The 13830-nt window shown below is 63.1% G+C and carries 17 protein-coding genes; 10 read left to right on the top strand and 7 right to left on the bottom strand.

Going from position 1 to position 13830, the window contains the following annotated elements; translation table 11 throughout:
• Positions 1-66: 66 nt before the first annotated feature.
• Positions 67-627, top strand: a complete 561-nt coding sequence (locus tag AC5RVZ_RS30200; RefSeq protein ID WP_494069298.1) for a TetR/AcrR family transcriptional regulator — start codon at positions 67-69, stop codon at positions 625-627.
• 75 nt (positions 628-702) lie between these two features.
• On the opposite strand, the gene AC5RVZ_RS30195 is transcribed toward AC5RVZ_RS30200, so the two are convergent.
• On the bottom strand, positions 703-1737 hold the full coding sequence (locus AC5RVZ_RS30195; protein ID WP_494069297.1) for a hypothetical protein: 1035 nt from the start codon (positions 1735-1737) through the stop codon (positions 703-705).
• A 333-nt stretch (positions 1738-2070) separates the two neighbouring features.
• Between AC5RVZ_RS30195 and AC5RVZ_RS30190 the strand changes: the two genes are divergently transcribed.
• The 5 genes from AC5RVZ_RS30190 to AC5RVZ_RS30170 all read left to right on the top strand — a co-directional run bounded on the left by AC5RVZ_RS30190 (position 2071) and on the right by AC5RVZ_RS30170 (position 8070).
• Positions 2071-3183: an aminomethyl transferase family protein gene (locus AC5RVZ_RS30190; RefSeq protein WP_494069296.1), complete on the top strand. Its 1113-nt coding sequence runs from the start codon at positions 2071-2073 to the stop codon at positions 3181-3183.
• A 90-nt stretch (positions 3184-3273) separates the two neighbouring features.
• Positions 3274-4809, top strand: a complete 1536-nt coding sequence (locus tag AC5RVZ_RS30185) for an APC family permease (RefSeq protein ID WP_494069295.1) — start codon at positions 3274-3276, stop codon at positions 4807-4809.
• A gap of 161 nt (positions 4810-4970) precedes the next feature.
• A complete protein-coding gene (locus AC5RVZ_RS30180) occupies positions 4971-5393 on the top strand; it encodes an ArsR/SmtB family transcription factor (RefSeq protein ID WP_494069294.1) in 423 nt (140 codons plus the stop codon).
• Positions 5390-6301, top strand: coding sequence for a cation diffusion facilitator family transporter (locus AC5RVZ_RS30175; protein WP_494069293.1), 912 nt, complete (start codon positions 5390-5392; stop codon positions 6299-6301). The genes AC5RVZ_RS30180 and AC5RVZ_RS30175 overlap by 4 nt, the downstream gene beginning before the upstream one ends.
• Positions 6302-6666: 365 nt before the next feature.
• The gene (locus AC5RVZ_RS30170) at positions 6667-8070 is read left to right on the top strand and encodes a trimethylamine monooxygenase (protein WP_494069292.1); all 1404 of its coding nucleotides are present in this window, start codon (positions 6667-6669) and stop codon (positions 8068-8070) included.
• 125 nt (positions 8071-8195) lie between these two features.
• Here AC5RVZ_RS30170 and AC5RVZ_RS30165 read toward each other — a convergent pair whose 3' ends face one another.
• From AC5RVZ_RS30165 to AC5RVZ_RS30155, 3 genes are read right to left on the bottom strand one after another with little or no spacing between them, the layout of a single operon-like run.
• Positions 8196-8594: a hypothetical protein gene (locus tag AC5RVZ_RS30165; RefSeq protein ID WP_494069291.1), complete on the bottom strand. Its 399-nt coding sequence runs from the start codon at positions 8592-8594 to the stop codon at positions 8196-8198.
• Between the two features lie 11 nt (positions 8595-8605).
• The gene (locus AC5RVZ_RS30160; protein ID WP_494069290.1) at positions 8606-9082 is read right to left on the bottom strand and encodes a J domain-containing protein; all 477 of its coding nucleotides are present in this window, start codon (positions 9080-9082) and stop codon (positions 8606-8608) included.
• A 57-nt stretch (positions 9083-9139) separates the two neighbouring features.
• Positions 9140-9562, bottom strand: coding sequence for an Hsp20/alpha crystallin family protein (locus AC5RVZ_RS30155; RefSeq protein WP_494069289.1), 423 nt, complete (start codon positions 9560-9562; stop codon positions 9140-9142).
• Between the two features lie 105 nt (positions 9563-9667).
• Here AC5RVZ_RS30155 and AC5RVZ_RS30150 point away from each other — a divergent pair, with 105 nt between their 5' ends.
• Positions 9668-10021 carry a MerR family transcriptional regulator gene (locus AC5RVZ_RS30150; protein WP_494069288.1) on the top strand — a complete coding sequence of 118 codons (354 nt, stop codon included), beginning with the start codon at positions 9668-9670 and terminating at the stop codon, positions 10019-10021.
• Positions 10022-10099: 78 nt separating this feature from the next.
• The gene (locus AC5RVZ_RS30145) at positions 10100-10723 is read left to right on the top strand and encodes a class I SAM-dependent methyltransferase (protein ID WP_494069287.1); all 624 of its coding nucleotides are present in this window, start codon (positions 10100-10102) and stop codon (positions 10721-10723) included.
• A gap of 48 nt (positions 10724-10771) precedes the next feature.
• On the opposite strand, the gene AC5RVZ_RS30140 is transcribed toward AC5RVZ_RS30145, so the two are convergent.
• A complete protein-coding gene (locus AC5RVZ_RS30140; protein ID WP_493978740.1) occupies positions 10772-10996 on the bottom strand; it encodes a hypothetical protein in 225 nt (74 codons plus the stop codon).
• A gap of 151 nt (positions 10997-11147) precedes the next feature.
• Between AC5RVZ_RS30140 and AC5RVZ_RS30135 the strand changes: the two genes are divergently transcribed.
• Entirely contained in the window at positions 11148-11354 is a 207-nt protein-coding gene (locus AC5RVZ_RS30135; protein WP_494069286.1) for a YegP family protein, read from the top strand.
• Positions 11355-11579: 225 nt separating this feature from the next.
• On the opposite strand, the gene AC5RVZ_RS30130 is transcribed toward AC5RVZ_RS30135, so the two are convergent.
• Together AC5RVZ_RS30130 and AC5RVZ_RS30125 are read right to left on the bottom strand one after the other, a co-directional pair.
• Positions 11580-11945 (bottom strand): hypothetical protein, encoded by a 366-nt coding sequence (locus AC5RVZ_RS30130; RefSeq protein ID WP_494069285.1) that lies wholly within the window; start codon positions 11943-11945, stop codon positions 11580-11582.
• 10 nt (positions 11946-11955) lie between these two features.
• Positions 11956-12177 carry a MarR family transcriptional regulator gene (locus tag AC5RVZ_RS30125; RefSeq protein ID WP_494069284.1) on the bottom strand — a complete coding sequence of 74 codons (222 nt, stop codon included), beginning with the start codon at positions 12175-12177 and terminating at the stop codon, positions 11956-11958.
• A gap of 489 nt (positions 12178-12666) precedes the next feature.
• On the opposite strand from AC5RVZ_RS30125, the gene dcm reads away from it, so the two are divergent.
• Positions 12667-13794 carry a DNA (cytosine-5-)-methyltransferase gene (dcm, locus tag AC5RVZ_RS30120; protein WP_494069283.1) on the top strand — a complete coding sequence of 376 codons (1128 nt, stop codon included), beginning with the start codon at positions 12667-12669 and terminating at the stop codon, positions 13792-13794.
• Positions 13795-13830 lie beyond the last annotated feature (36 nt).

The raw sequence follows: 13830 nt of genomic DNA, 5'->3' as shown, positions 1-13830 counted from the left end.
TGTACACAATCTTCCGAACATGGTGGACTCCATCGGGCAGCTGCCGCAGGTATGTACAGTTACCATGTGACCGTTTCTTCGACCACCGGCCGACGCCGGCCCAATGACCCCGCGCGGCGACAGCGCATTATTGAGGCAGCAGCCCGCGTTGTAGCTGAGCATGGTGTGGACTCGTTGACGTTCCGTGCTGTGGCCGATGCCGCCAAAGTACCGCTGGGGTCGACCACGTATTACTTCACCGACAAGGACGACCTGCTGGTCTCGACCATCCGGGTGATCCGCGAGCGCAATCAGCGATCGTTCCACGAACTCCTCAAGCCCTTGGTCGAGGCGCAGGGCCTTGCTGGCGGGCTGGCCAGCCTCATTGAAGAAGTCACCGTCCGCCAGCATCAGCAGTTGGTGCTGGAGTACGGGCTGTATCTGAGCACGCTGCACCGTACGGCATTGCGATCCGAGATTCGGGAGTGGCGGATGGACCAAGTGGTTGCACCCTATTGCGACCAGCAGACGGCGGCCCTCCTGGGTTACACGCTGGAAGGCATCCTGCTGCGGTCGGTCATGGAGGACGCGATGTTCTTTGCCTCTGACGTGGAGCCACTTCTGCGCCGGATCATCGCCCCGGCTTAGGCGGCAAGACGCCCCGGAAGCCGCATGGACGCGCTCCGGCAGTGCCTGCCGCCCAACTTCGGGCAGGCCGCTCTACTAACCGGCCGCCGCTTGGAAGGCCAGCGGGGCCCGAAACCTCAGGTTCGGCAACTTCTCCGCGCGCAGATATCCAGCCGGAGCGGAAATGACGTCGGGGACCCTGCTTAGCGCAATGCCTGCAGTACATGCCACTCCGGGCAGCGGGCTGATTCGGAGCGCGATGGGCTCGGGCAGCAAGGGAGCGTGTACGGTGGCCAGCGCATACTCCTCGTCTCCCGCTTCGAAAACCTTCCCGATTAAGCGGACTTCGATGTCAACACCGGCAACAGTGGCAACGACTGTCTTTTCCAGTGATCCACTGACCACCCCGGCCAGGAAGTCGCCCCCCAGCGCCGCTACTCTCATCGGCGAAGCCGCAACTGTCGGTTCCACGGAGATACTTTCGGTAACCACCTCCGTACCGATGACGCCGGCAATCATGTGGGCACACTGTCGGGAAATGACGTCCTGGCCACCACCGGTCCCCGGCTTGAAATCAGCCGGGTCGACTCCGATTTGCAAGAAGGACAGCAGTTCAGCTCCGAAAGCTCCAAAGTCGCCTACGCACTCGACTTCTATCCGGTTTACGCCCGGCACGATGCCCGCCAACATCGCCGGTATCTGAGCCATCGCGACTTCATTGACACCAGTGCCGACCAAGGTGGCGTTCCCAGCGATGGCTGCGGCGTCGAGCTCGGCGGCCGTGGCTGCGTCAAAGTCCCACGGGTACATTGCATCTTCAGCAATGGTCAGCACATTGATGCCGCTGGCTAAGCACTCTTTCGCCAAGCCGAGCAGGTCGGTGAGCGCCGTCGTCGTAAAGAACAATGCGATGTCAGCCATGCCGGGCACTGCCCGGAAGTCCCCCGCCGCTTGCACCCGCACGCCGCAGGGCGGCATTCCAAGGACTTCGGCCACGTCCTCCCCCACATGGCTGGCGCGCGTGAAGGCACCAACGATTTCGGCCCCATCCCGAAGAAGTGAGCTCACTGCTTCTGTGCCGACGGCTCCGAGGCCGAAAACGAGATAGCGAGGATTGTGCACTGCGTCCATCCAATCAGTCGATGTTCAGTCGGTCATGCTCAGCGCCGGGACAAGGACGTCTCACATCTCATTAGCTCCGGAGCACAACCGTGCTGAGGGTTGCAAGCACTTTAGGCAATCGGTGCGGCACGCCATATGTCCATCGGAGCCAGAGATCGCTGATTTTTCTGTGCTCGGTGCACTAGTACTTCAGGCCCCGGCGAGGAGCAGACTAAAGCGTGCGGCTTACCCCTATGCACTTTACGAGCACCTGTGTCATATTAAAACGAAGGACGATGCCCGGTCATTGGATTGGGTTGATCGAAAGCAGTCGCAGCAACCTTCTGAAAAGGAACGTAAGCCATGATGACCGACAACCTCCGCCGCACGGCATTCAGCCGGCTGTACGAAGAGGACGTGACCGAGTGGGAAGAGGTCATGGGCTACAGGATGCCAACGGCGGTCGCAGGCCTGGACACCGAGTACCGTGCGCTCCGGAACACCGTCGTCGCGCAGGACTACTCCATGCTTTACAAGTGGTTCGTCGAGGGTCCCGAGGCGCGTACTGTGGTCGACTCGCTCTTTTCCCGCGATGCTCACGCCATCGGCGTGGGCCGGATTGCCTACGGCGTCATCGTGGCGGATGACGGCGGCATGGTGGATGACGTCACTGTGAGCGTGCTTGACGCTGACATAGTCGTGGTCATGGGCGGCAACCCGGACGTCACCGACGCACTCCGGGCTGCGGCACCGGCGGGGACCACGGTGCGGGAACGCAGGGAGGACTTCGCCGTCCTCTCGATCCAGGGGCCCAACAGTCGTGCGCTGCTCCAGCGGCTTACCGACTCTGTCCTGAGCAACGAGGCGCTCCCTTACTACTCCCTGTTGTCGGACGCCAAGGTGGCAGGCGTCTCGGTCGACATCTTCCGCTTAGGTTTCACCGCCGAACTCGGCTATGAAGTGATGGTCTCCGCCGACGACGCGGAAACGCTGTATGAGGCTGTGTTTGCCCAGACAGACTTGGGGGTTGTGCCTTTTGCCGGCGGGACGCTCATGGTGGCCCGAATCGAGGCCGGCCTGATGCTGGCCGGCGTCGACTACAACCCGGACATCACGCCGTTCGAGTGCCGCTTGGGATGGACTATTGACCTCGATAAGTCGCCTTTCCGCGGCCAGGAAGCATTGCGGGAGCGGAAGAAGACTGCACCCCTGCGCGTGGTTAGCGTGGTGTCCGATGCCGCGCCGGAAGAATTGGACGGCGCAGCCCTGTACACCGAGGAACAACCCATCGGCCGCGTCAACATGGCGGTCTCTTCTCCTGCATTGGGCGGAACCACGCTCGGCCTCGCCCGACTGCCAAAGGACTTCGCCAAGGTCGGCACCCGCCTCACCATCCGTGTCGGTGAGCGCAAGGTTGCCGTGGAAGTCCGCCCCACCCCCGTGCACGACCCGGAACGTGTGCGAGTCAGAAGCTAAGTGGAGGTAAAGGCCTTCGCTCTGGATAAATTGCGCTCCCGCTAAGTCACATCCTTAATCCGTTTACAACCCGTTCAAAGGAGGACAACGATGTCCATTCCCACTCACCCGGGCGAAGTGCCGCAGACAACGCACTCCGCAAAGCGGACGTTAACGTCCACGAAGATCATCGTCCTCATCGTCGCAGCGCTCACACCGTTGTCCGTCGTCGTCGGAACGCTCCCGCTGGGTTTGGCCTTCGGAGGGCCCTCAACGGCGCTTTTGTACGTTGTCGCCGGACTGATCATCGGACTGTTCTGTGTGGGCTACGTCCAAATGGTCCGCAGGATCACGCGTCCCGGGGCGTTCTACAACTACATCGCCCGGGGGCTCGGCCGGCCTACAGGCGTGGGATCCGCGATGATTGCCGTAGTCACGTATTCGACCCTGCTCATCGGCATCTACGCGGTGACCTCCGTTGTGAACCAGGAGATCCTGGCTGGCTTTGGCATCAATGCCCCGTGGCAGGTTTGGTTCGTTGCCCAACTTTTGATTGTCACCGTGTTGGCATACCGGAAGATCGACTTGAGCGCACGGGTTACTTTTGTGATTGTCGGCCTCGAACTGCTGATTCTGGCCGCCCTGGTGATTGCCATCGTCGCCAAGGAGGGCTTGCCCGGGGCGTTTCCGGCGGAAGCATTCTCCCCGAATATCCTGAGCGTTGGGCAGTGGACGATTGCTTTCGTGTTCGCCATGCTCTGCTTCCAGGCCTTCGAAGCCGGGGCCCTGTATGCCCCCGAAGCGAAGAATCCGGAACGCACCGTTCCCCGCGCTCTCTACGGGGCGTTGATCATCCTGGTCGCCTCATTCGCTCTCGTAGCCTGGGCACTGACCGGTGTGACCGGAGTCGACGGCTTGCAAGAGGCGGTGGGGGCTGACCTGGCCGGCTTCGTTTTCGCCACGACGGCTGCGTACTTGGGCGAGGCGGGCGTGTGGGCGCTGAGCCTGCTGGCCCTGCTGGCACAACTGGCCTGCGCCCTGGCGACCACGAACTTTGTGGCGCGCTATCTCAACAGCCTGGCCCGCGAGGAACTGCTGCCGGCTATTCTTGGCCGAAAGAACCGCCACAACTCGCCCGGTTCGGCCATCCTCATCCTCGCAGCCCTTGCCGTTGTGATCATCCTTGGCTTCTCCGTCGTGGGAATCGACCCATACACGGAGATTGCCCCCATTGGGTTTGGGTTGGGAGCGGTCGGAGCAACTACCTTGCAAGCCCTGGCGTCCGGTTCGGCCGTAGGTTTCTTCCTCCGGCAGCCGGCCTCCGAGCGCCATTGGTGGAAAACGACCGTCGCGCCGATCCTCGCCACTGTCTTGCTGGTGGCCGCCCTGATCATCGAGCTGAGCGCATTCAGCTACATCACCGGTAAGGACTCACCGGAGATGCTCGCCGTGCCTTGGATCATCCCCGTGGCGGGAGCGGCGGGATTGGCCTTCGGCTTCTGGCTTCGCAAGAACCGGCCGCTCCACTACCGCAGCCTCGCCGCCGGGGACACTGCGGAAGAAGCAGAAGAACTGCAGGAACTGCGTGACCACGAGCAGTCCCTGAGCGCGAGATCCGCATCGATGGAGATTGCCGGGGAGAAGTAGCACCGGAATTTTCCTGCTGGTACGGAGGAGCGGCCGATCGTCGAGTTCAGCGCGACAATCGGCCGCTCCTCCTGTTAAGACTTGAGTCTCGCGGAACCGTCGGGCGTGCGGTCCTTCGTACCTGCTGCGACAAACTCGCACTCCACCGATATCATCGTCGTATGACGATGCAACGGGAACGGGCCGCGGGCCGCACAGGCGACCTGGCGCCGGCGGCCGCTTTGTTCCACAGTCTTTCGGACCCCACCCGGCTGACCATCCTGCAGCACCTGACCACGGGCGAGCACAAGGTCCGGGAGCTGACGGAGCACCTCGGCCTTGCCCAGTCCACGGTCAGCGCCCACCTGTTGTGCCTGAGCGACTGCGGCCTGGTCACCTCACGCCCGGTGGGGCGGGCGTCGATGTACTCGCTGACCACCGAGCCCGAACTGCTCGCCGCCCTGGCATCAGCCGAGCAACTCTTGAAGGCCACCGGCTACGCCGTCGAGCTGTGTCCGACGGTCGCCGGCGGCCGGGCTGCCGCGGAGGCGCTGCCCGCGAAGCCAATGACAGGGGCGGCGCCCTCAGCCGAGGTGTCGGCGTGAGCGGACACCACCACCACGCCGGGCCGACGCACCGCGGTCGGCTGGCCATAGCCTTCGCCATCACCGCCTCCATCCTGGTCGCCATGGTGGTCGGCGCCTTCGTGACCGGGAGCCTTGCACTGCTGGTGGACGCCGGGCACATGCTCACCGATGCCGGCGGGCTGCTGATCGCCCTGATCGCCGCTTCGCTCATGGCCCGGCCCCACACCCCGCGCCGAACCTGGGGATACCTCCGGATGGAAGTCCTGGCCGCGGGAGCCCAGGCAGCGGTCCTGCTCGCGGTCGGAATCTACGCGCTGGTGGAAGGTGTCCAGCGGCTGTTCCAGCCGCCCGAAGTCAGTTCGAGTGGCCTGCTGGTCTTCGGCATCATCGGCCTGCTCGGGAACATCGCCGCCATGCTGGTGCTCAGTGCCGGCCGGAACGCGAACCTCAACTTGCGGGCCGCTTTCCTCGAGGTGGTCAATGACGCCCTCGGCTCCGTCGCCGTCATCGCCAGCGCCGTCGTCATCGCCACCACCGGCTGGACCCAGGCTGACGCACTCGCCGCGATGCTGATCGCCATCCTGATCGTCCCGCGCACCATCAAGATCCTCCGCGAGGCGGGCAGCATTTTGCTGGAAACCGTGCCGAAGGGCCTGGATCTCGAGGACGTCCGCCAACACATCCTGGAAGTGCCGCACGTGCTGTCGGTCCACGACCTGCACGCCTCGCGGATCTCCTCCAACATCCCGGTACTCAGCGCGCACGTGGTGATCGAGGATTCCTGCTTTGTGGACGGTCACGCCCCGCAGGTCCTGGACCAACTCCAGCAGTGCGTGGCCGAACACTTCGAGCTGAGCGTGGAGCACTCCACGTTTCAGCTAGAGCCCGCGGGCCACATGGAGCACGAGCACCCGGGCCATGACTGAGTGCATGGATCCCCGCCCTCCTACCCGCGCGGCCGAACGTCGCGGGAAACGTGACGGATCTCTCCGCTTTTGACTTGCCACACCCGACCTGATGCTATTGAGGAAGGCCAACCGGTGTTATTGGATCTTCGGTTAGCCGCTCCGAATCGCTCGCGCAGGCATCCTCGCCTGCCCGCGGACACGGTGCCCGTCTCCCCCTCGGGATTGGTTATTCAGGGCCCGGCGCCTTCCTGCGCCGCCAGTGTCATACCGCTGCGCACCTAGCGCCTTTGTTCACCGCCACCGGTGCGCCGATACGGCCGTTCCGTGGATTTGGAGTGTCGAGCCTGACGGAGAGATCCAATGAATGAGGAGATGCATTTAATATGCGAGTCGGAATCATTGGTGCAGGACCCAGCGGCATGGCCCAACTGCGCGCGTTCGAATCAGCCCGTCAACTCGGAGCGAACATCCCGGACATTGTGTGCTTCGAAAAGCAGTCTGATTGGGGCGGACAGTGGAACAGCAGCTGGCGCACCGGCCTGGATGCCGCCGGCGAGCCCGTGCACAGCAGCATGTACCGGCACCTGTGGTCGAACGGGCCCAAGGAAGTCCTCGAGTTTTCCGACTACACCTTTGATGAGCACTTCGGCCGACCCATTTCCTCTTTCCCGCCGCGGGAAGTCTTGTTCGACTACATCGCCGGACGCGTGCAGAAATCCGACGTCCGCAAGTACGTCCGGTTCAACACCGTGGCCCGCTGGGTCTCCTACGACGAGGAGTCTCAGGAATTCACCGTCACGGTCGAGGACCTCGCGGCACACCGCACCGAAACGCACGTTTTCGACAAGCTCGTAGTCTCCACCGGCCACTTCTCCTACCCGAATGTGCCGGCGTTCGAGGGCATCAACAGCTTCCCGGGCGAAGTGCTCCACGCCCACGATTTCCGCGGAGCCGAGCGGTTCGCCGGCAAGAACCTGCTCATGATCGGCAGCAGCTACTCCGCCGAGGACATCGGCATGCAGGCCCACAAGATGGGCGCCAAGTCCGTCACCTTCAGCTACCGCAGCGGCCCGATGGGCTTCGACTGGCCCGAGTCGGCCGTCGAGCGCCCGCTGGTGGAACGCTTCGAGGGCAGCACCGCGCACTTCAGCGACGGCACTACCGGCGAGTTCGACGCCGTGATCCTGTGCACCGGCTACCTGCACAAGTACCCGTTCCTCCCCACCGAACTGTCGCTGCAGTCGCCGAACCTGCTCTACCCCGGCAACCTCTACAAGGGCGTGGTCTGGCAGCAGAACACCAACCTGTTCTATCTGGGCGCGCAGGACCAGTACTACACCTTCAACATGTTCGACGCGCAGGCATGGTTCGCCCGCGACGTGATGCTGGGCCGGATCGAGCTGCCGTCGCTGCAGGACCGCCAGGCGGATATCCAGGCCTGGCTGGACCGCCAGGACGCACTCCCCGACCACGACGCCGAGGCCGATTTCCAGACCGACTACCTGCGCGACCTGATCGCCCTGACGGACTACCCGGAGTTCGACCTGGACGCCGTCGCGGTGCTGCTCAAGCAGTGGATGAAGGACAAGGAAGAGAACATCCTCGGCTACCGGGACATGATCCACCGTTCCGTCATGACCGGCACCATGGCCGCCCGGCACCACACCCGCTGGATCAACGCCATGGACGACAGCATGGCGCGCTACCTCGGCGGCCCCTCCGAGGACATGGACACCGGGGCGCTGGCAGCCCTGACCGGGGACACCAGGCAAGCCGCCGGCAGGTAAGACCCGCCAAGAACCACGGACGACGGCGGGTGGCCGGGAGCGTTGCCTCCCCGCCACCCGCCGTCGTCACCTTCAGTGCGCCCGCTAAACCCGGGGCGCAGGTGATCTCCTCGGTAACCCAGCGGCTAGGGTCCATTCCCGCCTGTTCCGTAGATGAACTCCTCGGCGTGGGCCACGGCCTTTTTGAACGAGTCGTTGCGCAGAGCGGCCTGTTCCGGGCCGCCGTTGGTGCTTTCCGTGTAGTTCGTGTAGCCGGGTCGCAGGGCCCAGATGCCGCCGGCAGGCGGCAGGTAGAACACGGCGAAGGAGCGGTGTTCGCCGTCGTCGTCCTCCCACACCGGCACGACGGCGACCGCGGCGCCGGTGTCCACGTTGATCCACTGCGCGCGCGGGCGCGGCTGGCCTTCCTCGAAGACGCTCGGGTCTAAAAACGGCGCTGTCCCCGGCCCCCATCGCTCCTCAAACCGTTCGTGGAAAACGGGAAACAGGTGATGGTCGTACCGACGCCAACTGGAAACAGGCATTGATCCTCGCTTCATCGAAAGGGGAATAGCAGCCACTCAGGCCACACGGTATCCTCGGGCTCCCGTCGTGGGAAGCCGAGGTAGACCGTATCCGCCACCTGCATGGCCGGGCGCACTTCGGACGCGGGGCGCGGACGAGTCCTGGGCGTGGCGGACCGCCCCGGCGAAGCCGCCTGCCCGCCGCCGGGCGAGGCCGCCGTTTGGTTGCGTCCGCCGCCCCAGCGGCGTCCGCGGTCGTAATCTGCGCGGCGCCCCACGTCGCCCAGCACCGAGTAGGCCTGCAGGATGGCACCCATCGCCAGCCCGTCGGCGCGCGACCGCGGCGCACCGCCGTCGTGGTTCAGATCCGGGTGATGCATGCGCAGCAAGGCACGGTAGGCGCGCCTGATGTCCGCCTCGCTGGCATCGGGCGCCACGCCGAGGATGGCGTAGAAGTCGGCGTCGCCCATCTGGCCTCCCTCCTGCTGTCGGAAGCGTGCGCCGCTCATGGCCAGCCGGTGGTTCCGCCCGCGCCCGGGCGTCACCACCGGCTGCGATCCCACAGGTCAGGCGTCGATCATCTGCTTGGTGTCTCCGCTGTTGATCTCGATCTTGCGCGGCTTGGCCTGCTCGCGGATGGGGATCCGCAGGGCCAGCACGCCGGCCTCGTAGTTCGCCGTGACCTTGTCCGTATCCAGCGTGTCGCCCAGGATCAGCTGGCGGCTAAAGGTACCGCTGGGCCGTTCGGCGGCAACAACTTCCTTGCCGTCCTCGATCCTGGACTTGCGCTCCGCAGCAACCGTGAGGACATTGCGTTCCACGTCCAGGTCGATGGTGGACGGATCGACGCCGGGCAGGTCGAGTTCGACGACGAACTCCTCGCCCTCGCGCCACGCATCCATCGGCATCGCCACCGGGCGTGTCTGGTTTCCGAAGACCTGCTGGGTCAGGCGGTCCAGCTCACGGAAGGGATCAGTTCGCATCAACATGGCAGCCTCCTTCAGTTCTTCTCGTTGGCGCTCACTAAATCTATGTTTGAGCGCATAGATATTATGACTCTGCGCTACTATGTTTGCAAGTAGTTTTTGGGAGGGATGTTGGCAAGCGAGAAGAAGCAGCCGCGAACGGACAAGGGCGTCTACGGCATCTCCGTGGTCTCCGACATCGTGGGCGTGGGCGAGCAGACCCTGCGCTTGTACGAACGGCGCGGCCTGCTGGAACCGGAGCGCACGGCGGGCGGCACGCGGCGGTACAGCCAGGACGACGTTGACCGCCTCCGCCGGATTGGCGAGCTGGTCGACGACGGCGTGAACCTGGCCGGCGTCGGCAAGGTTTTGGAGCTGGAAGACGACAACGCTTCGCTGCACAGGCAGCTCAAAGCGGCCAAGGAACGTGCGGCCGGACGGGAGCAGCGCGAAGAACCGGAGGAAACCACGCGGCCGGCCTGAACGCCCTCCCTTCCGCCTGGCACGCGGAGTAGGGTCGACACCGGGGCTTACATCGGAGCTAAACAGAGGACCACGCTCATGGGACTGCGAAGCGCGCTGTTCGCCGCGCAATATGATGCCGCCATTCGCCGCGAACCGGCGGAGCTCGCGTCGCACCGCACCGCCTTGCTGTCCGGGTTGAGCGGGATTGTGTACGACGTCGGTGCGGGCACCGGCGCGAATCTGCCCTACTTCCCGCCGGGCTGCTCCGTGACGGCGGTGGAGCCGGACCCGAACATGCGCAGGCGACTGGAGTCCAGGGTCGGGTCCCACTCCGCAACGGTGCGCGTCGTGGATGCGTTGGCCGAGGACTTGCCGGCCGAGGACGCCAGTGTGGACGCCGTGGTGTTCACCCTGGTGCTGTGCAGCGTCCCCGACCAGGCGGCCGCGCTGGCCGAAACCAAGCGCGTGCTCAAGCCGGACGGCAAGCTCCTCTTCCTGGAGCACGTCCGCGGCCCGGGCGCGCACGGCAAGGTGCAGGACTTCTTGCGGCCCGTCTGGTCCTTCGCTGCACAGGGCTGCGAGCCCAACCGGAACACCGCTGCGGCGATCGCCGCCGCCGGCTTCGACGTCTCAGTGCAGGACGAGTTCGCCGTCGGACCGGCATGGCTGCCGATAAATCCCATGGTGGCGGGCACGGCAACGCCCGGAGCCAACCGCTAGGCTGTCTCCGGGCGCTGCGCGGCGCGGCCGCTTAGGCGGCAGCGTTTGTTACCCGAAGCCGCCGAGCTTGTCCTTCATACCGCCCAGCTTCTCGCCCAACCCTCCGGGGAGCTTGCCGAGCAGCGCGTCAACGTCAATGCCCAGCCTGGACAACAGCCCCGAGTCGCGCTCGGTGTCCACTTTTTCCGGCAGTTCTGCATCGGCCGCAACTGCCTGGTCCTCTTTTCCCTGCTGCTTGAGGAAATCGATAATCTGCTGCTTGTCGATCTGCATGGGTTTTGCCCTTCGCTAGCGTGTCAGCGTACTGTCCACTCTCCTCGCGGCGGGCAGGTGTGGCAAGGGCTCGAGACGGCAGCAAACGCCGGATGGCATACTGTTTGGACTCCACAGCGCCGTGGAAACCTCGTGGACAGGAACGCTAGACATGGCAGGGCATTTCGAAGTGATCAAGTCACCCGACGGCGACTACCGGGTCAGGATGCTGGACGGCAAGGGAAATCTCATGGCCGAATCGGTGACGTATCCGTCCCTTCAGGAGGCCAAGGACGGCATCGAGCTCGCCCGGGAAATTGCCGGCACCGGCCGGGTGATCGACCGGACGGACACTGCTAACCCGGAGCCCGACGCGTAGCGTCAGAGCCTGTCCGTAGTGGTGCCGATGGTTGACTGTCCGGACGAAGTTAGGGTCGACCGCGTCGTCTGCGCAACCAAGGCGGTATGGAGCAACTCGAACGCGTCGCGCCACTTCGCGCACCGGCCGAGTTCCTCACTGTCGAAGGCTGTGTAGGTTAGGTGCACATCCGGGAGCCACAGCCCCTTTTCCGCCGATCAGGGGCCGACTCTTTGTGGTCCCACATCAGCGGGAAAGACCGCGGAATCCTGCGGCTTGGGCGCCATCCCTTTCCACGAAGTCCCGCAGTTCCGCTTCGACCAGTGAGCTGAACCTTCCCCAACTGCCATTGTTTGACGACTGCGGGGCAGATATCCATGTGGTGACGGTCATGTCGGCCTCTTCCCGGTGAGTTGGGGGACGCGTTGCTGCTCCCCCTCCAGCTCCGCAATGCGTTGCTCCATAGCCTGCACTACGCCGGTCAGATACGGTCACCACCGCTTCCTGCTGCGCAGGTTCCATGTCCCGAACGAGCTGATCAGTCTGCCGGATCATCGGCGTCAGCTGGGACATCAACTGCCCGGCCGCATGGGGCTTCGGCTCAATCAGCATCTCCGCCGGTCTAACGGATGCGGACTCGCGTGGCATGGTCAGCCCGCACCAAGCGGTCCACCACCGTGGTTACCGCGGCTGTGGCCACGTGCAGGGCGTCCGCCAACTGCGACGGCGTCATCGGCCCCTTGGGCATCAAGTGCTGCATGGCCCGGAAGTCCGTCTCATTCGTCCCCATGGCACCGCACATCTGGTACTCCAACACGTCGTTGAGCACCGATACCTTCCGCACCAACGCTGACGACGCGTCATGCATCTCCGGCCGTCTCGGTTCTCCACCCTCTCGCAGCCCTACTAATCTTAGAAATTATAGTTACATAATCGACATATTAAGTGGGTCGGGCCAGTGGACGCCGTCTCTCAGGCCCCAACTTCACCTGGCTTGGACGAGATCCTTAATGTCGCAGAATTGAAGATGCTCGCTCGCCCGTCTGCCACGCCTAATGTCGACGACGCCGCTCGGGCAGTCGAAAGGCAGGCGTAAGCCCAGTCGAAATAGTCGAATCCTTGAACGCACATCGGGACCAGCAGGTCGGCACAACGGTGGTCACGCCGGGTATGTCTTGCGACAAATTGTCGGTACTGTGGCCCAGAATGGATGACTATGAGGAACGAACCATCTGCCACAACCACCCATAGACTGACGACGCTGGCTAAGCTGCATGGCACTCGCGAGGTCGCTAAGGTACTCGGGTACTCCACTCGGACAGTGGAACGGTGGATGACAGACACAACCGCCGTTCCCCCGATACTCTCTCTCGCATTGGACCGATACTATGGGTCTTGGCCCACCGACGTACCAAACTCCCACGGGCGCTACAAGTTCGTAGATCTATTCGCCGGCATTGGAGGCATCCGACTCGGCCTCGAACGCGCTGGTGCCGAGTGTGTCTTCACTAGTGAATGGGACAAGTTTGCCGTCAAGACCTACATGGCAAACCATGAATCACGGCACCAGGTACTCGGTGACATCAACGCAGTGGATGCCTCCGATGTTCCGGATCATGACATCCTCGCAGCAGGCTTTCCCTGCCAGCCTTTTTCTCTGGCCGGTGTCTCCAAGAAGAATTCCCTCGGCCTCGATCATGGATTTTTGGATAAGACACAGGGAACGCTTTTCTTCAATGTCGCAGAACTTATCCAAAAGAAACGCCCGAAAGCATTTCTGCTCGAAAACGTTAAGAATCTTATCAGCCACGATGGTGGTCGGACTTTTGCAGTGATCAAGGAGGTACTCGAAAAGGAGCTGGGATATTCTATTCAGTATAAAGTTGTTGACGCCAAGGGCTTTGTGCCGCAGCATCGGGAGCGAATTTATATTATAGGCTTCGAATCCCCAGTCGAATGGGACTGGAACTCGATACAGCCCCAGCGTCGAATCGCTGACGTTGGTGAGATTCTTCATTCTGGAAACAACCCAGCCGACGCCGACCTGCCCTACCTCGATGCCGACAGTAAAGAAGTCGTCGATAGATACGTACTCAGCGACAAACTCTGGTCCTACCTCCAGGGTTATGCGGAGAAGCATCGTTTGGCTGGCAACGGATTCGGTTATGGTCTTGTTGAACCCGGAAAGACAACCAGGACCTTGTCGGCTCGCTACCATAAAGATGGATCCGAAATCCTAATTGCGCGCGGTCCCCGACAGAATCCAAGGCGCCTCACACCGCGAGAATGCGCTCGACTGATGGGGTTCCCGGACACTTTCCAAATTCCGGTTAGTGACACGCAAGCCTATCGCCAGTTCGGAAACTCGGTTGTCGTTCCGGTCATTGAGTCTTTGGCAGCACAAATGACCATCCATCTAGATAAGATGGCGGCCAAGAACCGACTTGCAGAGGCATCGTAAGGCATGGCCACTGGGGGGACGTGGGAGTGCACAGCG

This window comes from Arthrobacter sp. Cza30, assembly GCF_059090765.1.
This window is presented reverse-complemented; position numbering and strand designations above follow the sequence as displayed.

What these genes read in the sequence shown, in the direction of transcription:
- AC5RVZ_RS30170 (WP_494069292.1), top strand. Translation starts at nt 6,667, where the DNA reads ATGCGAGTCGGAATCATTGGTGCAGGACCCAGCGGCATGGCCCAACTG.
- AC5RVZ_RS30185 (WP_494069295.1), top strand. Translation starts at nt 3,274, where the DNA reads ATGTCCATTCCCACTCACCCGGGCGAAGTGCCGCAGACAACGCACTCC.
- AC5RVZ_RS30140 (WP_493978740.1), bottom strand. Translation starts at nt 10,996, where the DNA reads ATGCAGATCGACAAGCAGCAGATTATCGATTTCCTCAAGCAGCAGGGA.
- AC5RVZ_RS30160 (WP_494069290.1), bottom strand. Translation starts at nt 9,082, where the DNA reads ATGAGCGGCGCACGCTTCCGACAGCAGGAGGGAGGCCAGATGGGCGAC.
- AC5RVZ_RS30135 (WP_494069286.1), top strand. Translation starts at nt 11,148, where the DNA reads ATGGCAGGGCATTTCGAAGTGATCAAGTCACCCGACGGCGACTACCGG.
- AC5RVZ_RS30130 (WP_494069285.1), bottom strand. Translation starts at nt 11,945, where the DNA reads ATGCTGATTGAGCCGAAGCCCCATGCGGCCGGGCAGTTGATGTCCCAG.
- AC5RVZ_RS30145 (WP_494069287.1), top strand. Translation starts at nt 10,100, where the DNA reads ATGGGACTGCGAAGCGCGCTGTTCGCCGCGCAATATGATGCCGCCATT.
- AC5RVZ_RS30155 (WP_494069289.1), bottom strand. Translation starts at nt 9,562, where the DNA reads ATGTTGATGCGAACTGATCCCTTCCGTGAGCTGGACCGCCTGACCCAG.
- AC5RVZ_RS30150 (WP_494069288.1), top strand. Translation starts at nt 9,668, where the DNA reads ATGTTGGCAAGCGAGAAGAAGCAGCCGCGAACGGACAAGGGCGTCTAC.
- AC5RVZ_RS30190 (WP_494069296.1), top strand. Translation starts at nt 2,071, where the DNA reads ATGATGACCGACAACCTCCGCCGCACGGCATTCAGCCGGCTGTACGAA.
- AC5RVZ_RS30165 (WP_494069291.1), bottom strand. Translation starts at nt 8,594, where the DNA reads ATGCCTGTTTCCAGTTGGCGTCGGTACGACCATCACCTGTTTCCCGTT.
- AC5RVZ_RS30180 (WP_494069294.1), top strand. Translation starts at nt 4,971, where the DNA reads ATGACGATGCAACGGGAACGGGCCGCGGGCCGCACAGGCGACCTGGCG.
- AC5RVZ_RS30195 (WP_494069297.1), bottom strand. Translation starts at nt 1,737, where the DNA reads ATGGACGCAGTGCACAATCCTCGCTATCTCGTTTTCGGCCTCGGAGCC.
- dcm (WP_494069283.1), top strand. Translation starts at nt 12,667, where the DNA reads ATGACAGACACAACCGCCGTTCCCCCGATACTCTCTCTCGCATTGGAC.